This window comes from Legionella sp. PC1000 (genome assembly GCF_014109805.1).
GTDB lineage: Bacteria > Pseudomonadota > Gammaproteobacteria > Legionellales > Legionellaceae > Legionella > Legionella resiliens.
In genome coordinates this window covers 3107470-3126937 of record NZ_CP059400.1, presented here as the reverse complement: position 1 = coordinate 3126937, position 19468 = coordinate 3107470, and the positions used below count along the sequence as shown (strand labels likewise).

The window sequence follows — 19468 nt, the reverse complement described above, 5'->3', positions numbered from 1 at the left end:
AGCTGAGGAGTAAAAATGCAAGTGGTGGATGAGTTTCAAGGATATAACGAGATTAAATCGTCATTATTGCCCTGGATGGTATGTTTTGCTGCGACTTTATTCTTTTTTTATGAGTTTATTCAGGGGAATATGTTTGCGTCCATCGCCGCAAACATCATGCAAGATTTTCAGATACAGGCCGATAGAATGGCTTGGTTATCAAGTATCTACTATCTTTCTAATGTATTGTTCCTTTTTGTTGCGGGACTTGTGCTTGATCGGTTCTCGATTAAAAATACATTGTTAATTGCCATGTTTTTGTGTGTTGCCAGTACTTTTCTGTTAGCTTACTCTCATTCATTTTATATGGCTTTATTTTGCCGGTTTATTACGGGCATAGGCAGTGCCTTCTGTTTCTTGGGCCCAGTGCGTTTAGCATCTCATTGGTTTCCACCAAAGCGCATGGCTTTGGTGACTGGAGCTATAGTGACCATGGCAATGGCTGGAGGCATGTTGGCTCAATATCCATTGACTCAATTAGTTATTTTGGTTGGATGGCGTCAGGCAGTGCAAAATGTGGGAATTCTTGGTTTCGTCATGTTGGTCGTGATGTTTTTTTGGATAAAAGAAAGACCACAAGTTGCAGTAAAGCAAGCTGCTAAACCAATTAATGTCATCTCGGCTGCTAAAAAAGCTTATTTAAATACCCAATACTTGCGGGCAGCATTCTATGCCAGTTTAATGAATATGGCCATCGCTGTATTTGGAGCCATGATGGGTACTTTATATCTGGTGCAACGATTAGATATTAGCTCTGCACAAGCGTCCATGGTAAATGGCATGTTATTTTTGGGGGCGATTATTGGTTCGCCTCTGGTGGGTTGGATATCTGATAGAATGGGGTTACGGGTTTTACCCATGAAAATAGGGGTGATTGCATCTTTATTAACTTTGCTCGCAGTGCTTTACCTCCCGGTTTCTTATAGTACAATGGCATTTTTGTTTTTCTTGTTAGGTTTCTTTACTTCAGCACAAGTGATTAGTTATGCTTTAGTGGCTGAAAGTAGTTCTCCTGCAATGACTGCGACTGCTGTAAGTGTCATTTCAATATTGACGCAAGGCGGTTATATTGTGTATCAAAATATGTTCAGTTATTTATTAACGAGCCATGGCGGGATGCATATAGTAAACGGTACTCCCGTATATCTACTCAGTGCATATCAATATGCCGCAATTATTTTACCTGTAGGTTTATTAATTGCTTTTTTTATTCTGTTGGGTTTAAACGAAACACGTTGCGAACATATTGAGGGCTAAGATGACAGGGAGAGTTTGTATATTACTCATGGATTCCTTTGGAATAGGTGCGAGCTTGGATGCATCTCGTTATGGGGATGCCGGTGCTAATACTTTTGTTCATATCCATCAAGCGTGTGAGCGCGGTGAAAGTGACAGGGAAGGGCTGCGTCAAGGGCCATTAACTTTGCCCAATCTGGCTAAATTAGGGCTTTATCATGCAGCCTTAGCCAGCAGCGGGTTACGTTTTGTCGAATTGTCCACTTTTCCTGAACCCTTGGGTTATTATGGTTATGCGGTAGAACAGAGCTTAGGTAAGGATACTCCAAGCGGGCATTGGGAGTTAGCCGGGGTTCCAGTTACTTTTGAATGGGGTTATTTCCCCGACCAACCCTTTTGTTTTCCAAAAGAATTAATTGATGCATTGATTCAACGTGCTGGGTTGCCCGGAGTACTTGGTGAGAAGCACGCATCTGGAACGACTATTCTTGAAGAATTAGGCGAAGAACATATCCGAAGTGGTAAACCCATTGTTTATACTTCTGCAGACAGTGTGTTTCAAATTGCAGCTCATGAGGAATATTTTGGTTTGCAGCGTTTATATGATATCTGTGAAATCGCTCGTACCTTAGTAGATGAATATCAGATCGGCCGTGTTATTGCTCGACCATTTATTGGTGAACCAGGAACATTCAAACGAACAGCAAATCGTAAGGATTATGCGACGCTACCTCCTGCAAAAACCTTACTTGATTACTTGAAAGAAGCCGGTCGTGAAGTCATTACTCTAGGGAAAATTGCCGATATTTATGCGCATCAAGGCATCACTCAAGTCATTAAGGCAGACGGTAATATGGCCTTATTTGATGCTACTTTAAGCGCAATGAAGACTGCACCTGATGGGAGTTTGATTTTTACTAATTTTGTAGATTTTGATTCCTCATACGGTCATCGACGTGATGTAATTGGTTATGCTCATGCGCTTGAGGAGTTTGATGCACGTCTTCCGGAACTTCATGCATTATTAAAGCCTGATGATCTGGTTGTAATTGCTGCGGATCATGGTTGTGATCCTACTTTTCCTGGTTCAGATCATACAAGGGAACATATTCCAGTATTAGTATATGGTCCGAGTCTTAAAAGTCGCTTTATCGGACGGCGTGATACCTTTGCTGATGTTGGCCAAAGCATTGCACAACATCTTGGATTAGAAAATCTATCCCATGGGGTATCCTTTTTCATCTAGGTCTAATCTCTATGGATATTCTCAATAATGTATAGAGTATTTGAGGATGCTCAATGAATAATTATTCATTTTGAGCCCCCTTGTTTTTTTGTTTATCATCCCCATGTACGGAGTTCCGGTTTGATTTGAGGATTTAATTTTGGAACAATTTCGTGGGACAACCATACTTTCAGTACGACGCGGAAATCAAGTGGTTATCGGTGGCGATGGCCAGGTAACTTTAGGTAATACCGTGATGAAGGGTAATGCACGTAAGGTGCGACGCCTCTACAAAGACCAGGTAATTGCTGGCTTTGCCGGTGGTACCGCGGATGCGTTTACTCTTTTTGAACGTTTTGAGAGCAAGCTGGAAATGCATCAAGGCCATTTGGTACGTGCTGCAGTTGAGCTTGCTAAAGATTGGCGAACAGACAGAATATTACGCCGACTTGAAGCAGTACTTGCTGTAGCAGACATCAAATCTTCCCTAATTATTACAGGTAATGGTGATGTAATCGAGCCTGAGCATAGTTTAATTGCTATTGGCTCGGGTGGACCTTTTGCACAAGCAGCTGCGCGAGCATTGATGGAAAATACAAAATTATCTGCTGTGGATATAGTGCGCAAAGCATTAACTATTGCTGGAGATATCTGTATTTATACCAATAACAATTTAACTATAGAAGAATTAAATCATGGCAACAAATAACAACAAGGCGATATCTCCTCGTGAGATTATCCGAGAGGTGATGACTCCTCGCGAAATTGTCCAAGAATTGGATAAGTATATTATTGGCCAGGATGATGCGAAAAGAGCAGTAGCAATTGCATTACGTAATCGTTGGCGGCGTATGAACATTAAAGATCTCGCTTTGCGTAATGAAATCATGCCCAAAAATATTCTTATGATTGGACCAACTGGTGTAGGTAAAACAGAGATTGCTCGGCGTTTGGCTAAATTGGCTCGTGCTCCATTTATCAAAGTAGAAGCAACAAAGTTTACTGAAGTAGGATATGTCGGACGCGATGTAGACTCTATTCTTCGTGATTTAGCGGATATTGCGGTAAAACAAGAACGTGAATTTGCCATGAAGAAGGTAGAGCATTTGGCTGAAGACGCAGCTGAAGAGCGTATCCTTGATGTATTACTTCCTCCTGCACGGGGTAGCTTAACCCCAAGTGAAAAAGACAGTACCGCAAGGCAAGTCTTTCGTAAGCAATTGCGTGAGGGCATTCTCGATGAGAACGAAATTGAAATAGAGGTTTCAGCAACACCAATAGGCATCGAAATTATGGCTCCTCCAGGCATGGAAGAGATGACAAACCAATTACAGTCAATGTTTCAACAAGTGGGTACTCATCGAACGAAAACCCGAAAAATGACTATTGGTAAGTCCATGCAAATTTTACGTGAAGAGGAAGCTGCTAAACTAATTAACGAAGATGACATTAAGACTCGTGCCATAGAGAATGTGGAACAAAATGGTATTGTCTTTATTGATGAGTTGGATAAAGTGGCGCGACGTACTGAAAATGCGGGAGGAGGAGATGTTTCTCGTGAAGGCGTACAAAGAGATTTATTGCCTTTAGTGGAAGGAACAACGGTGACGACCAAATACGGCATGATTCGTTCAGATCATATTTTATTTATTGCATCTGGGGCGTTCCATGTAGCTAAGCCGTCCGATCTGATTGCAGAATTGCAAGGTAGATTGCCGATACGTGTTGAGTTATCCGCTCTTTCTGTTGATGATTTTGTACGTATTCTTACTGAACCTACAGCATCATTGACGCTGCAATACTGTGCTTTAATGGCTACCGAAGGTTTAACATTAACATTTGATGAGACAGGAATTCGACGTATTGCCGAAGTAGCATGGCAAGTGAATGAGCGTACAGAAAATATTGGTGCGCGTAGGCTTTATACCGTTATGGAGCGATTATTGGAAGTTGTTTCTTTTGAAGCAACAGACAAATCAGGCGAGTCCGTCCATGTTGATAAAGCATATGTTGAGAAAAATCTCGGACAGCTCGTAGCGGATGAAGATTTAGCCCGCTATATTCTTTAAACTATAATAACCCGAGTGTAACCCAGCGAAACTCGGGTTTCATAAAAACACATGAACTTTTTTCAACTCTGGATTCCACATCTCCCATGGTTGTGATTCCACGCTTATTTAAATAAAAAAATTAATTAATTCAATGAGATAGGCCTTTATTTCTAAAAATCAAGGTTGCTTGGTATAATAAACCTGTCTAATAAAATTAAGGAAAATTATTATGACAATTTGCCTTCTCTGATTCAATTTTTGATGGGGCTTGATTCAGCTGGAATTTTGGTATGTGATTCAACTGTAGGTCAAAAGAACAGATGTTCTCACGGAGGAGAAAAAAATGTCACATAATTCGAGTTCTATTGCTACAATGATAAGTGGGGATCTTGAGCTTATAGAGAAAGGAGTAAATAATTCACTAACTTATGGTTCTCGTTCTTCTTTTTCGAGTGTTGATGTAAAATTATATTCTTTTTTTAATCGTTCAAAACCTACTTTAGATTTCCCAGATGCTTATGCAGAGATTTGGAATAAAATCAAAGGGGATTCCAATCATAGAAGAATCAAAGCGTTGCTTATAGATTATACCAAAGAAAATTGTTTATTCGGTTCGTTTATTGGGCGAATGATTTCAGGACATTGGAATAGACACCATGTCAGGGCAGTAAGTAAAATTATCGCGAATATGTCAGTTAAGAATTATTATGACTCTGCTGATGATATTGTTTCTGATTTGAAGACACTAAAACCTGAAAAAGGAGGATCTTTGCATCAACGAATTAAATTTATTGAAAAAAAATTGGAAGACCAATTAAAGTATGATTTTAAATTTTAACCGAAAAGAAGCATTTGAGTTTGTAGCGGATCACCTTTAGCTTGTTGCTTTTTTAGGTATAAGATAATGGAGTTGTTTGATGTCTAATCCTTATGTTTTGGTTTTATATTACTCGCGAACCGGTTCTGTAGCACAATTAGCACAATATATTGCACGTGGGGTAGAACGTGTTGAGGGGATTGAAGCGCGCTTAAGAACGGTTCCACCTGTTTCAGCCACGTGTGAAGCAATAGATAAAGCAATTCCGGATAATGGTGCACCTTATGTAACCTTGGATGATTTACGTCATTGCCATGGTCTTGCTTTAGGGAGCCCTACTCGTTTTGGAAATATGGCTGCTCCTTTGAAGTATTTTTTGGATAGCACTTCATCTTTGTGGTTGGGAGGTGATTTAGTAGATAAACCTGCATGTGTTTTTTCTTCTTCTGCAAGCATGCATGGTGGTCAGGAAACTACTTTGCTTAGTATGATGTTGCCTTTGTTGCATCAGGGCATGATTTTATTGGGGGTTCCATATTCTGAACCGTCTTTAAATGATACGGTTAGCGGGGGAACACCCTATGGTGTAACTCATGTTTCGGGTGTGGCAAATGATCGACCTCTGAGTCAGGATGAAATTAATTTAGCCAAGCATTTAGGTGAGCGTTTGGCACGAGCTGCTCTTAAGTTGGATAGAAAAAAGTGAGCGATTAGTTGAGCTTGGGAAGTGAAGCCCCAAGCATATTGGCTGTGATTTCCAAGATACGCATTCATCCAGACTATAATAAAATTGAGTGAAAAAAATGAAAGTAATTAGTTTTAATGCCAATGGTATACGTTCAGCAGCACGTAACGGATTTTACGAGTGGCTTGCAATGCAAGATGCTGATTTTGTTTGTATTCAAGAAACGAAGGCTCAACCTGAACAGTTAATTCCGGAAGAGCTGTATTATCCTCGTGATTATTTTTGTGAGTATTATTCAGCTCAAAAGAAAGGATACAGCGGGGTGGCAATTTACGCTCGCCACAAACCAAGTCGTATCGTGAAAGGTATGGGTTTTGATTATTGCGATAATGAAGGACGATATATTCAATTTGATTATCCTAAATTCAGTATAATATCCCTTTATTTACCTTCAGGTACTAGTGGTGATGAACGCCAGATGGTGAAATACAATTTCCTCGAACAGTTTGCCGAACATTTAATGCGATTGAAAAATGAGGGACGAGAGTTAATTTTGTGTGGGGATTATAATATTGCTCATAAAAAAATCGATTTGAAAAATTGGCGTGGCAATCAAAAGAATTCAGGATTTTTACCTGAGGAACGTGCATGGATGGATGAGTTGTTTGGAACTATGGGGTTTATTGATGCATTTCGTGTGCATAATCAGGAAGAAGATCAATATACGTGGTGGTCTTTTAGAGGACGTGCATGGGAAAAAAATGTAGGATGGAGAATTGATTATCAGGTAGTAACTCCTGGTCTTACAGGGGATGTAGTCGGCAGTCGTATTTTTCGAGAAGCGCGCCTGTCTGATCATGCTCCTTTGCTGATTGAATATAAAGGAGACTGGTGTGCTTAAATTAGCAAGCTGGAATGTGAATTCATTAAAGGTAAGGCAGGAGCAAGTATTAGAATGGTTTGATTCGAATCAGATGGATGTTCTTGCCATACAGGAAACGAAGCTGCTTGATGAAAATTTTCCTGTGACCGCATTTACTGAGAAAGGCTACTATGTGGCATTTTCAGGACAGAAGACTTATAACGGTGTGGCGGTAATAAGTCGATATCCTTTTTCTGATGTCCTCACGGATATTCCCGATTTTAATGATCCTCAGCGGCGCATTTTGGTGGTTACTGTTGCGGGTATTCGTTTGATCAATTTATATGTTCCTAATGGTTCAGAGCTCACTTCGGATAAATATCAATACAAGCTGAATTGGTTGCAAAAGGTTACCGCATTTATTCAACTACAAATGAGTGTTTTTCCTAATGTGGCCGTAGTAGGCGATTTTAATATTGCTCCTGAAGATCGTGATGTTCATGATCCTGCGGAGTGGGTGGGGTCTGTGTTAGTAAGTCCCGCCGAACGAGAAGCGTTTACCCAATTATTACATCTTGGATTGCATGACAGTTTTAGAAATTTTATGCAGGATGAGCAGGTATTTAGTTGGTGGGATTATCGTGCAGGTGCTTTCAGACGAAATCGGGGCTTGCGTATTGATCATATATTATTAAGTAAAGCGCTTAATGGATTATGTAGGCAATCCGTTATTGATAAAGAACCACGCAAAGTAGAAAGGCCTTCTGATCATGCACCGGTTTGGGTTGAACTGGATTTTAATGTAAATTCATAGTGTACGGTGAAGCGAGCGGAATTTGAAGGAAAACTGTATCGGCTTTGATTTTTTTCCGCTCCGCTTCTACACGCTTGTTGGGCAGTTCTTTTTTATTTATTTTGTAACGTTTCAAATAAAAACCAAATTCGTCGTTCTGTTTCATCAATATAAACTTCCAAGAGACTGGTAGTGGCAAAATCATCTCTTTTGCTGCACACTTCATGAACTTTTCTCATATTTTTTAAAAAACTCTTATTATCTTCCAGAAGATTATTCAGCATGTCATCTGCTGATAAGGTTTCGTTAACATCTTTAAGTGTCTGCAATTCCTTGATCTGCCCGATAGAATGGATTGTTTTTTCTCCGAGTTTGCGTACACGTTCTGCTAAAACATCGATCATTGCAAAAATTTGGTCGCTTTGTTCATCTAATAAGAGATGATAATCACGATAATGAGGGCCAGTCATATGCCAATGGAAATTCTTGGTTTTAACGAATAACGCAAATGTATCAGCCAAGAGTGGGTTAACCGCCTCGGCAATTTTGCGACGATCTTTTATATCCAGGTCATTAGGTGTTTCGAGCCTATAAAGTGCCAGTTTTTTCATTTTAACTCCTGTTAAATTAATTTGTTTTTATAAGCGTAGACCATACCTTGCTAATTTGTTACCAATTGATTGAAATATAGACTTTTTACATAAAAATAATTGAGTGGAATAATTAATGGTTTTCCATTAGGGTTCTGCGAATGTATTTCTGTGTCGGAACTTTGGGGGACGAAGCAAGTTGAGTTTCATTTTACTACAGTTGTAGTGCCCATGGTGGGCTTTGGCATATGTTGTCTCATGGATGGGTGACTAATTGTTATTTTTATGACAGGTGTAAGGTTATCCATCATCTTAGTGCTATCATTAATTATGGATTCATTTGATTATAAGGGTTCTTATAAACAAATAATGCAAGATGAGATCAATCCGATTTGATAAAAATTGCTTTACAGAAATTTTTCTGCTATTGTTTTGCGTCATTTGTATCGAGTATGGTGCTTGGCATTGAGTTCAGGTGGCGATACTCATTTAAAACTAAGAGAGTAGTATTATGAAGGCATCAATTCATCCAGATTATAAAGTAGTTAAGGTAACATGCAGCTGTGGCGAGGAATTTGAAACCCGTTCAACATTATGCAAAGATTTGAACATTGAAGTATGCTCACAATGTCATCCTTTTTATACTGGTAAGCAAAAATTGGTGGATACTGGGGGTCGTGTTCAGAAGTTCCGCGATCGTTATAGCCAGCGTTCTACTCAAGCTGCTAAAGAAGAAAAGAAATAAGGGCGCATTATCTTTGCGCCTTTTTATTATATTTCACTCGAAGTATAACTTATTGACAGATTGTTCCTGCAATGCTAATTTGCGGTACTTGTAGGTTCTTGACGTCCAATTCTTGTCCCAATCCCATCATTTCATGGCTGTTCCTCTTGCAACTTTTAAGAGTATATAGCCAGATGTTTGTGTGCCTATGGCTGGCACTTTGGATAAGAATGAATTGGCAATGGATAGTAGGATTTTAAAACCTTACTTAAGTTTTGTTTCACATGAAAGAGAGTAAGTACTTTGGATAATGAAGTTTTAAAGCAATGTGCATTAGATTATCACGAGTTTCCAACTCCTGGAAAACTCGGTGTCCATGTTACCAAATCAACTGACTCTCAGAGTGATTTGTCACTGGCTTATACGCCTGGTGTTGCTGCTCCGGTGCTTGCAATAGCAGAAAACCCTGAAGACGCGTATCGTTACACAAATAAAGGAAATTTAGTCGCGGTTATGACTAATGGCACTGCAGTGTTAGGTTTGGGTGATCTTGGACCTCTTGCCAGTAAGCCAGTAATGGAAGGTAAGGCAGTTTTATTTAAGCGTTTTGCCGGCATTGATGTATTCGATATAGAAATTGATGCTCACGATTCGCAAGCTTTTATTTCTACAGCAAAACGTATTGCTCCTACATTTGGAGGGATTAATCTGGAGGATCTTAAGGCTCCGGAGTGTTTTGAAATTGAACAGGCTTTGATTGAGCAATTGAACATTCCAGTATTCCATGATGATCAGCATGGTACTGCAATAGTTGTTGCGGCAGCTTTGCTGAATGCTCTTGAATTACAACAAAAAAAATTATCTGAAGCAAAAATTGTGTGTATTGGAGCAGGAGCAGCAGGAATTGCTTCCATGCGATTGCTTGTAGCTTTGGGTGCCCATAAAGAAAATATGTTACTTTTGGATACCAAAGGTGTTATTCATTCGGGACGAGTTGATTTAAATGCTTATAAATTTGCTTTTGCACGTACTACTGAATGTAGGACTTTAGCAGATGCACTGGTTGATGCTGATGTTTTTATTGGGGTTGCCAAGCCTAATTTATTAGATGCCGATCTATTGAAATTAATGGCATCCAGGCCTGTTATTTTTGCTTTATCGAACCCTGATCCTGAGATTAGGCCTGAATTGGCTTTTCAAGTACGTGATGATTTGGTCATTGCTACTGGACGTAGCGATTATCCTAATCAAGTCAATAATGTGTTATGTTTTCCTTATATTTTTCGTGGTGCGTTGGATGTACGTGCCAAGTGTATTAATCAATCAATGCAAATTGCTGCGGTTGAAGCAATTCGTCAACTGGTGCATGAGCCCGTCCCCCAGGTAGTGAAGGATAATTACCCAGGTGTAACGTATTGGGATTTTGGTCCTAACTATATTATTCCCAAGCCTATAGATCCTCGTTTAAGAGAACGAGTGCCTGCTGCTGTAGCTCAGGCTGCAATAGCAAGCGGCGCAAATCAAGTAAGTAGTAATTTAGAATAAAGCAGCATCCTGAATGCAGGGCTCAAGGTGTAGCAGTATGCCGTATGAGATGTATCGGTTTGCGTTCAGGATAATCGGTGAATTATGCAGCTAAGGGCTTTAACTGTTGAATTGAAGACAGTGTGTGCCCTTGCTTAACCAAATAGTTAAGGAGATTACTTTGCTTTCTGAAAACCGGAGAAATTACGCATTAATTGGATGGCTTATTTGTGGTCTTGGAGCCGTGTTTTACAGTTATGAATATTTGCTTCGAATAGCGCCCAGTGCGATGGAAACTGCTCTGCGTGAGCATTTTAATTTGTCAGCAACCGGTTTTGGGCATATTTCATCTATATATTATTATGCCTATGTTCCCATGCAATTACCTGTAGGGATAATGATGGATCGATATGGTCCTCGAAGATTATTAACTTTTGCCTGCATGATTTGCGTCATTGGAACTTTTTTATTCACCGGGACGACCTCTTTTTGGGTTGCAGCTTCAGGACGATTTTTAGTCGGATTAGGCTCTGCATTTGCATTTGTGGGAGTATTAAAGCTTGCCACAATCTGGTTGCCTGAGAATAAGCTCGCTATGGTTTCGGGTATCACTTCAGCATTAGGAACAGTAGGTGCCATGCTAGGGGATAATTTTTTAGAGCTCTTTGTTACCCAAATAGGATGGATTAAAACCTTAAACATGACTGCGTTTTTTGGGATCGTATTAACCTTTTTATTATGGTTAGGAATTCATGATAAAAAAGGGCGATACAGACAAAGCGGTACGGTTTCCAATTTTAAAACAGGTTTTATTGATTTAAATATAATAATCAGTAACAGACAAATATGGATTAATGGATTGTACGGCTGTATGGTTTATCTCCCTACAACTGTTTTTGCTGAATTGTGGGGAATTCCCTATTTGAGAAATGCTCATGGCCTATCAGCACATGGTGCGGGCTTAGCGAATTCATTACTTTTCTTAGGTTTTACTGTAGGCGCTCCACTGATGGGGTATTTCTCTGACAGAATAGCGCGCAGAAAGCTTCCTATGTTTTTAGGCGCCAGTGTTGCAACTATACTCATGTTGGTTATCCTGTATTTCCCTGGTTTAAGTGAAACTAATGTACAGATACTCATGTTTTTCCTGGGGTTATTTTATAGTGCGCAAGCGATTGTATTCGCTGTTGGAAGGGAGTTAAGTCCTGGTGAAGCAGCAGGTACAGCAATAGCGTTTACCAACATGATCGTCATGCTAGGTGGTATGTTGCTGCAACCTTTAGTAGGGCATCTATTAGACTTCAGTTATTCCTTACGTAGTGATTCTTCACTTCCTTCAGGGTTGGTTGTGGATAATGTTAATAAATTATACAACATGACTGATTACCGTATTGCTCTGGCTTTTATACCAATCAGTATGTTTATTGCTGCTTTATTAACCTTCTTTTTAAGGGAAACTCACGCTCATGCGCCTAAATGATACCGTTTCAAGGAAACAATTGCTTTTTGGCATATTTATATGCTTTGTTGGGGCTATTTTTTATTGCTATGAGTTTATTTTACGTATTATTCCTGGGGTTTTACAGACCGAACTGAGTATTGCGTTGGGGCATATTTCAGCGACTACTTTTGGCCAAATATCTGCCTTATATTATTTTGCCTACTCACCGATGCAAATGCCTGTAGGAATGCTCATGGATCGGTTTGGTCCCAGACGGCTTTTAACATTTGCCTGTATATGTTGTACCGTTGGTTCCTGGATGTTTAGCCTGACTTCATCCATGTTTTTGGTAGGGGCAGGGCGCTTTTTAGTAGGCTTTGGCTCTTCCTTTGCTTTTGTCGGTGTATTGTCTCTTGCGTTACATTGGTTGCCCAGACGCTATTTTTCTTTAGTCGCGGGGCTCATGACTACCCTAGGAATGTTAGGGCTTGTTTATGGCGAAGTGAAAATTACTGAATGGTCTGAGAGCATCGGTTGGGAGTATGTATTATTCTTTATTGCCATTGTAGGTTGTGGATTAAGTGTATTGATATTTCTTGTGGTTCGTGATGGTCCTGAAGGGCATCAGTCAAATAAACATCCTTTACCTGAATTCTTTAGAAATGTTCTTAAAGTGTTAATGGCTCCAGAGGTTTGGGTGATTGGTTTTGTCGGAGCTTGTTTATATACCTCATTGTCTGTATTTGGGGAGTTATGGGGAAAAACGTATTTGGAGCAAGCCCACAATTTGACTAAAGTTGAGGCTGCCAGAACTGTCTCTGCAGTTTTTTTGGGTTGGGCAGTGGGTGCTCCTATTGCCGGATATTTATCCGATCATACAGGAAGACGTTTGCTGCCTTTGGTCTTAGGTGCAATTTTAGCCTTGATTTGCATTAGCATCGTATTATATTGGCCTGGCCTTTCCTATGTTAGCTTGAATGTCTTATTGTTTTTGTATGGCGTATTTAGTGCAACGGAAATTATCGTATTTATCATGGCTAAGGAATGCAGTGGTGCTCAATTATCAGGTACGGTATTTGCAGCAACAAATATGATAGTAACCCTTGGGGGTGTTATTTTCCAACCGCTTGTTGGTAAGTTACTGGATACTTTTGGTGATAGTGGTATTGTAAAGGGAGAGCATATTTATACAGTAGTCGATTATCAGGTTGCTTTATCGATATTACCACTTTCATTATTACTCGTTACTATTCTTGCTTTCTTTATCAAAGATCATGACCATAAAGATCAGCCAATTCATTAATACAAAAGTGTAGCCTGGCTGACCCCAGGCTATATTAATTGTAAAACGTTTCGCTCTGCAGTTTTCCAGGATTCAACGATAACTCTGAACAATGGCTACTAGGGCATGTTGACAATTCATCCCCATCGCCTACGTGCCGCGACTTGTTCGCGACATCGAATAGTTCGGATTCTGTCGGAGAGGAAAATCAAGCCATTAGGAAATCCGTTGGTGGGCAATACAACAAAAATCCATATGGCAGTTGAGGCTTGCGGCTTTCCGATTGGATTTGAATTGACTGGCGGTGAAGTATATGATGCTAAAGCAACTCCTAATCTCATTGAAAACTCCTAAATTTGATTACGCCATTACAGACAAAGTTTATGATAGTGAGGAAATTCGAGAACTGATTAGACAAAAATCATCTACTCAATTATCCCTCGGAAGAACAACTCTAAAACTGGCCTAAATTGGTTTATTATGAGGTTCATGAAACCTATGTAGAAGCTGCTCGGCGTGGAAAAACATTTCAAAAATTGGTGCAGGCAGTGGAAGTTAAATTTGATTGAGGATCTTAATCCAGAATAGCGTGATCTATATGAAGAAATTTGCAGTTGATCAAGATCGGGCTGGATGCCGCGAACAAGTCGCGGCACGTAGGCAGTGGGGATGAATTGTCAACATGCCCTAATTAAATATTGCAATTAACTCTTTTACCGGCCGGCGTAGCGATCCCTGACAATTAATAAAACGCGATACTGGAAAACTTTTAATTTCTGCTTTTCTATAGTGGTATCGAGTAAACTCAGTATCATGGTTAGAGAGAATAACTGGAATACCCTTAGCGGCTGTTTCTTTGGCCAACTCCGTTAACTCGATTTGATCTTCTGTTGTAAACAATTTTTTGGTGTAGGGTAAATGATGTGATTTCTCTGAAAGAAGTACATAAGGTGGGTCACAATAAATCACATCCCCCCGCTCTGCATACTCAAACGTTTTTCTGAAATCATTATGGATGAATTCTGTCTGTTGGCTTTTTAAATGAAAAAGTTTCATTTCTTTATGTGGAAAATAAGGTTTACTATAAAGTCCAAAAGGAACGTTATAAATTCCTTTGGAGTTATATCGACATAATCCATTATAACCGTGTCGATTTAGGTAAAGAAAAAGTGCAGATTTTTCTGGTGAGTGAGACGATATATTAAAATTAGATCGGAGTTGGTAATATTTTTCTTTACGGTTGAATTCTGGGCTAAAATAGGTTTCACAATGCTTAATGAATGCGTCTCCATTTCCTTGTAATGTAGTAAAAAGATGGATTAAATCAAAATTGCTTTCAGCCAACAGATAGGAAGAATAATTCGTATTCATAAAAACGACACCTGAGCCGGCAAAAGGCTCAATGAGGCGTTTACCCGGAGGAAGAAAGGGAATAATCTTTTCCAGACAGTTGTATTTACTACCTGCCCATTTAAGAAAAGGTCTTATTTTAACCATAGGTTTTACCACGATTTATTCAGAAAGAAGTATTGCTCATTTTTAAGAAAAAAAACAGAATTTTTATTGCAAAAATTTACAACTCTTTAAGTATACCTTTTTCCTATCGTGTAAGGCGGATCAAAAAAATAGAGTCCGCACTCGATGGAATGTTGACTGTGAAGGTTATCTAAGATAGGGGATCATGTACCGCTTTTTCTGGAAATCCAAAAGATGAGCAGGATTTAGTGATTTGGGGTATAGTTACTTATGTAATTCATATGCCGAACTAGTTTGCTTACATTGCTGGATTACTATAGTTTGAGTGGAATTGAAAATTCCACATGTTATATTAAAAAAATAAATTCTTAACAGTGAACATTTTTTAAGGGAATGAAAATGAAAACAAAAACAATTCTTCTAACATCAATGGTCTTGGCCTATTCAACTGTTTTTGCTGATTCAACTCCACCTAAGGTGAGCATTCAACAGGCGCTTTCTGCAGCTGAAAAAGCAGGATATACAGATATTCGAGAAATTGAGTTAGAGGATGGCCAATGGGAAGTTTCAGGGAGAGACACTCAGGGTAAGGAGTTTGAAATAAAAATTGATGCAGCAACTGGTGCGCTGTCTAAAGAAGATCGGGATTAAAGGACAGCATCTCCTGAATTAATTATTGCACCAGGGCTTCTGGTGCAAGGTTTATACATGAGATCTTTATTACTTCCTGATAACGTCAGCTTAGGGACGGATGTGCACGACCCATTCATCAATCTCGGATCAATACTCCCAAATGACAGGAAATAAAGGGTGCTCCATTGGTGCTCCTGCTGGAAGCTGCTCGCTCAATCCTGGGAAATCGGGAGATGTTATCCATTTTCGTGGTGCATGAGTGATGTCGTCACCAAGAAAACGTACAGAGAATACTCTTCGTCGTTGATTACAGCTCACTCCACTTGCAGAATGAAGCGTGAGCATATGAAAACAAACTACGTCACCAGGAGTTATTTCCCAGCCAATAATGGGGTAGTTTTCCCGTTTTGAGTCAATATCAGGAAGATCAGCGAGACTTCCTTCCGGAAACCATTTTGCCTGGTTATCCATAAAAGAACGAGGCATGAGCCAGGGTCCCAAATGAGAGCCTGCGATAAACTCCAAAGTGGATGCATGAGGTACTGGATCAACAGGTATCCATAAACTGCAATTTTGTATTCCTGCAATATTGTAATAGGGTTGATCCTGGTGCCATGGGGTTCGTTGCCGCGTACCTGGCTCTTTAACCAGAAGATGATCATGATAAAGTCTTGTTTCTTTACTCTGCATGAGTTTACCAGCAATGAGGCTAACTGGTGATTCAAAAATAAATTGTTGATAATGAGGATTCGTTTGCCAAGTACAAAAATCTTCAATGAATCGCCCCGGATCATCATTTTTACTTGCAATTTTAACTCTAGGACTAGGGGATTTCAGGTTAAGCTCAATGCCGGTTTGAAGTAGTTCTATTTCTATAGGACTTAGAATTTGGCGAATACACACAGCGCCCACTTTTTTATAAGCATCAATTTGCGCTTGAGTAATAGCTGCCTCCACACGCTGAATAATCTGCTCTGAAATAGAATGGTTTTTCATCTTGGGTGAAATATGAGTTTTCATTGATGTTACTAAAACTCAAGATAAAGAGCCATTGGGAAATAAGATAGCTACAAGCTCCTGATTTAAAAAAATCATGAGCGTAATTAAAAGTTATGCTATTTTACAGCTTTGCCATGAAAAAGGATTTGCAGGTGCATGAGTTAAAATTAAAACCCAGTGAACGAAAAATTATTTTTCTTGCTTCTTTGGGGGGGGCATTGGAATTTTATGATTTTGTAATTTACGTTATTTTCGCACCGATAATCAGCCAGATTTTTTTCCCAGAAACCGACAAATTGGCTTCATTGATGAGTGTATATGCCGTTTTCGCCATTGGCTATTTGATCCGTCCCTTAGGAGGTGTCGCTTTTAGTCATTTTGGAGATAAATACGGCCGTAAAAAAACGTTTATTTTTTCGGTCATCTTAATGGCTGTTCCAACAGTTCTTATTGGCGTTTTACCAACGTATCAACACATAGGAATTTTTTCGAGTATTCTTTTGATTTTTTTACGGTTATTGCAAGGATTATCGATTGGAGGGGAAATTCCAGGAGCATTAACTTTTACTTGCGAACACGTAAATCCTCGCTCCAGGGCACTTGCTTGCGGCGTTATTTTTGCTTGTCTCAATTTAGGTATTTTTCTGGGCGCAATGATTAGTTTAATTCTAACGAATGAACTTTCAAACGCACAATTATTGAGTTTCGGTTGGCGTATTCCATTTATACTTGGGGGATTACTTGGGATATTCAGTTTCTACATTCGTAAACAATTGGCTGAGAGTCCCTTATTTCTCGCATTTAAGAATTCAACAGAAAATACACGAATGCCCTTTGTCGAAGCAATCACTTTATACTGGCGAAAAATTTTACAAGGTATTGGTTTAACGTGTTTGGGCTCTGTAATGATTAATCTATTATTTTTATATATGCCTACGTATCTTTCAACGATTCTTGCTTATCCAAAACAGCAAGCGACTTTATTCAATACGATTAATTTGGGTTTTTATTCCTTGTTACTTATATTTTTTTGCTGGTGTGCTGATCGTTTGGGTCGTAAGTTGGTTCTTTTAATTGGGGCAGTGGGTTTTATATTATTAAGTTATATTTTATTCGTTACCTTATCCATACAAACGACTTTATCACTTATTGTTGCCTTATTTATTTTTGCTATTTTGAGCAGTGCCATCATGGTTTATCCCAGCTTACTGGTTGAACTATTTCCGGTATCTATCCGTTACACTGGAATTGCTATTTCTTATAATCTCGCATTTGCTTTTTTCGGAGGTTTAACTCCGTTTATTGTTACTTATTTAATTGAGGCATTAGACAACAACCTTGCTCCCAGCTTTTATCTAACCCTCAGTGCAATTCTTTGTTTTATTGCAGTATTGACTGTTAAAAAACTCTATGTGGAAACAGAGGCTTCATCATGAACTCAGGAGTAAAAGGGGTTGTATCTTTTTTATTAGCGCTTTTCCCAAGATAAAAATAGCATATCATTAGAAGTATGGTATGAGCACACAATCAACCCAAAGTGTCACTTGCAAATAGTTAAAATCACACCTATATTTGCCTGATTGTTGATCATTTGGGTTATAGTGATAGCAATATTCGCGACTTATCTTCTCCACAGGATAATTTGGAGAGCTGGTTCAGCAACCTAGTTAAAAATTATTAAACAGGTTAGTCGCTGAGATAAAGGATTAGGGAGGGGCTGGGTTGGACCTTGATTGAACTTTTAATTCAGCGATGTGATAAAACTTCATCAGTTACTCTTAATCACACCCTATTCTATTTTTCTCGAAGCTAACGCAGGGAATTGTTGACGGTTAATTTTTATATCATGCGTTAAAAACCTCTAAACTGGGGAGAGTTATATGAGCAAGTCGGGATATGTATTCTTATTGTGGCTAGGATTATTATCATTTAACAGCCAGGCAGTTCCGAATGATTCGGACTCCTTGTTAAAACAACAAATTATTGGTACACAAGCTATTGGCGCAAAATATCATTTTACCAGCGATGATCCAGTAGTCGAGCAGGCGAAAAGAATTCTGGATATGGGTTCTAAAATGATCAAAATATCAGCTAAAGAGGGACCTGTACTCGATGCTATTTTGGATATGCCTTTTGATACTTATTTCTTCTGGTGGCGCTCTGATGGGAAAATCTGGGAGAATGGTTTATCTGCACCTGATAAGGCAAAGGAATATAAAGCAACTTATAGTTTCGCCAAAAAATTGCTTACTCGTAATGCCCAGCTTGAGCGAACATTCTATTTAGGTAATTGGGAGGGGGATTGGTATCTGATAGACCCTAAAAATCAAATAGAACCCAGTCAAAAGAAAATACAAGGAATGATTGATTGGTTTAATATAAGACAGAAAGCAGTTGAAGATGCTCGCAAGGATGTGGGGGCAAATAGCTTAGCAAAGGTTTACCTGTATGCTGAGGTAAATCGGGTGCGAGATGCAATGGTTTTTAACAAAGCTCGTGTGGTTAATAAAGTATTGCCCAAGACTAATGTGGATTATGTTTCTTATTCAAGCTACGATGTACAACAAGAACCTGTAGATGTGATAAAACAAACGCTTAATTATATTGAAGATAAATTACCTAAAAAGACAGGTATTAACGGACGCAGGGTCTTTATAGGTGAATGTGGTATTCAAGCGAAGCTTGTTGGTTTTAATCCCCAAAAACATGAAAAGGTGAATCGTGATATCTTTATAAAGTTTTTGCAAACCAATGTTCCTTTTATACTTTATTGGGAAATGTATAACAATGAAGTGGAAAATAATGAACACCAAGGGTTTTGGTTGATCAACGAGAAAGATCAAAAACAGCCTCTGTATGATACACTCGAAGCACTTTACACTGCCCAAAAAGATTTCAAAGATATTAGAAAACAATCGATACAATGGCTCGAAGAGAAACGTAATTGAAGCTGAAGATTATAATTGTATTTTTCATGTTGAAGTCATGATGACCGCAGATGGGTCCAAAATTGTAGTAATTAATTCACGGCTTTAGGTTCTTTTTAAATAGGATCTTTGTATACCGCGCATAAAGCGCGGTACGTAGGGCT

General features: G+C 39.1%; 18 protein-coding genes and 2 pseudogenes. 17 read left to right on the top strand and 3 right to left on the bottom strand.

Annotation, left to right across the window (positions count from 1 at the left end; translation table 11 throughout):
- The first annotated feature begins 15 nt into the window (after positions 1-15).
- The 8 genes from FOLKNPGA_RS13650 to xth all read left to right on the top strand — a co-directional run bounded on the left by FOLKNPGA_RS13650 (position 16) and on the right by xth (position 7729).
- The gene (locus FOLKNPGA_RS13650) at positions 16-1296 is read left to right on the top strand and encodes an MFS transporter (protein WP_182350417.1); all 1281 of its coding nucleotides are present in this window, start codon (positions 16-18) and stop codon (positions 1294-1296) included.
- A 1-nt stretch (position 1297) separates the two neighbouring features.
- Complete coding sequence (locus tag FOLKNPGA_RS13645) at positions 1298-2521, top strand: phosphopentomutase (RefSeq protein WP_182350416.1); 1224 nt, start codon at positions 1298-1300, stop codon at positions 2519-2521.
- A 139-nt stretch (positions 2522-2660) separates the two neighbouring features.
- Positions 2661-3209 carry an ATP-dependent protease subunit HslV gene (gene hslV, locus FOLKNPGA_RS13640; RefSeq protein ID WP_182350415.1) on the top strand — a complete coding sequence of 183 codons (549 nt, stop codon included), beginning with the start codon at positions 2661-2663 and terminating at the stop codon, positions 3207-3209.
- Positions 3196-4569 (top strand): ATP-dependent protease ATPase subunit HslU, encoded by a 1374-nt coding sequence (gene hslU, locus FOLKNPGA_RS13635; protein WP_182350414.1) that lies wholly within the window; start codon positions 3196-3198, stop codon positions 4567-4569. Before hslV ends, hslU begins: the two co-directional genes overlap by 14 nt.
- 325 nt (positions 4570-4894) lie before the next feature.
- A complete protein-coding gene (locus FOLKNPGA_RS13630; protein ID WP_182350413.1) occupies positions 4895-5389 on the top strand; it encodes a DUF5617 domain-containing protein in 495 nt (164 codons plus the stop codon).
- A 79-nt stretch (positions 5390-5468) separates the two neighbouring features.
- A complete protein-coding gene (gene wrbA, locus FOLKNPGA_RS13625; RefSeq protein ID WP_182350412.1) occupies positions 5469-6074 on the top strand; it encodes an NAD(P)H:quinone oxidoreductase in 606 nt (201 codons plus the stop codon).
- Positions 6075-6171: 97 nt separating this feature from the next.
- Positions 6172-6954 (top strand): exodeoxyribonuclease III, encoded by a 783-nt coding sequence (locus FOLKNPGA_RS13620; RefSeq protein ID WP_182350411.1) that lies wholly within the window; start codon positions 6172-6174, stop codon positions 6952-6954.
- Entirely contained in the window at positions 6947-7729 is a 783-nt protein-coding gene (xth, locus tag FOLKNPGA_RS13615) for an exodeoxyribonuclease III (RefSeq protein WP_182350410.1), read from the top strand. The genes FOLKNPGA_RS13620 and xth overlap by 8 nt, the downstream gene beginning before the upstream one ends.
- Positions 7730-7821: 92 nt before the next feature.
- On the opposite strand, the gene FOLKNPGA_RS13610 is transcribed toward xth, so the two are convergent.
- On the bottom strand, positions 7822-8319 hold the full coding sequence (locus FOLKNPGA_RS13610) for a Dps family protein (RefSeq protein ID WP_182350409.1): 498 nt from the start codon (positions 8317-8319) through the stop codon (positions 7822-7824).
- Between the two features lie 490 nt (positions 8320-8809).
- Here FOLKNPGA_RS13610 and rpmE point away from each other — a divergent pair, with 490 nt between their 5' ends.
- The 6 genes and pseudogenes from rpmE to FOLKNPGA_RS19020 all read left to right on the top strand — a co-directional run.
- A complete protein-coding gene (gene rpmE / locus FOLKNPGA_RS13605) occupies positions 8810-9043 on the top strand; it encodes a 50S ribosomal protein L31 (RefSeq protein ID WP_058517521.1) in 234 nt (77 codons plus the stop codon).
- A gap of 282 nt (positions 9044-9325) precedes the next feature.
- Positions 9326-10567: a malic enzyme-like NAD(P)-binding protein gene (locus tag FOLKNPGA_RS13600; RefSeq protein WP_182350408.1), complete on the top strand. Its 1242-nt coding sequence runs from the start codon at positions 9326-9328 to the stop codon at positions 10565-10567.
- Positions 10568-10727: 160 nt separating this feature from the next.
- A complete protein-coding gene (locus tag FOLKNPGA_RS13595) occupies positions 10728-12026 on the top strand; it encodes an MFS transporter (RefSeq protein WP_182350407.1) in 1299 nt (432 codons plus the stop codon).
- On the top strand, positions 12013-13290 hold the full coding sequence (locus FOLKNPGA_RS13590; protein WP_182350406.1) for an MFS transporter: 1278 nt from the start codon (positions 12013-12015) through the stop codon (positions 13288-13290). Before FOLKNPGA_RS13595 ends, FOLKNPGA_RS13590 begins: the two co-directional genes overlap by 14 nt.
- A 182-nt stretch (positions 13291-13472) precedes the next feature.
- A pseudogene (locus FOLKNPGA_RS19025) lies at positions 13473-13758 on the top strand (transposase); the annotation flags it as partial.
- A pseudogene (locus tag FOLKNPGA_RS19020) lies at positions 13740-13857 on the top strand (GIY-YIG nuclease family protein); the annotation flags it as partial. The pseudogenes FOLKNPGA_RS19025 and FOLKNPGA_RS19020, both read left to right, overlap by 19 nt.
- Before the next feature lie 99 nt (positions 13858-13956).
- Here FOLKNPGA_RS19020 and FOLKNPGA_RS13585 read toward each other — a convergent pair.
- Complete coding sequence (locus FOLKNPGA_RS13585) at positions 13957-14766, bottom strand: Dam family site-specific DNA-(adenine-N6)-methyltransferase (RefSeq protein ID WP_182350405.1); 810 nt, start codon at positions 14764-14766, stop codon at positions 13957-13959.
- 378 nt (positions 14767-15144) lie between these two features.
- On the opposite strand from FOLKNPGA_RS13585, the gene FOLKNPGA_RS13580 reads away from it, so the two are divergent.
- Positions 15145-15396, top strand: coding sequence for a PepSY domain-containing protein (locus tag FOLKNPGA_RS13580; RefSeq protein ID WP_182350404.1), 252 nt, complete (start codon positions 15145-15147; stop codon positions 15394-15396).
- Positions 15397-15525: 129 nt separating this feature from the next.
- Here the strand turns inward: FOLKNPGA_RS13580 and FOLKNPGA_RS13575 are convergent, their stop codons facing one another.
- Positions 15526-16374 (bottom strand): phytanoyl-CoA dioxygenase family protein, encoded by an 849-nt coding sequence (locus FOLKNPGA_RS13575; RefSeq protein ID WP_182352871.1) that lies wholly within the window; start codon positions 16372-16374, stop codon positions 15526-15528.
- A gap of 155 nt (positions 16375-16529) precedes the next feature.
- On the opposite strand from FOLKNPGA_RS13575, the gene FOLKNPGA_RS13570 reads away from it, so the two are divergent.
- Both FOLKNPGA_RS13570 and FOLKNPGA_RS13565 read left to right on the top strand, forming a co-directional pair.
- Complete coding sequence (locus FOLKNPGA_RS13570; RefSeq protein WP_255465981.1) at positions 16530-17813, top strand: MFS transporter; 1284 nt, start codon at positions 16530-16532, stop codon at positions 17811-17813.
- Positions 17814-18257: 444 nt separating this feature from the next.
- On the top strand, positions 18258-19325 hold the full coding sequence (locus FOLKNPGA_RS13565) for a hypothetical protein (protein ID WP_182350402.1): 1068 nt from the start codon (positions 18258-18260) through the stop codon (positions 19323-19325).
- Positions 19326-19468: the final 143 nt, after the last annotated feature.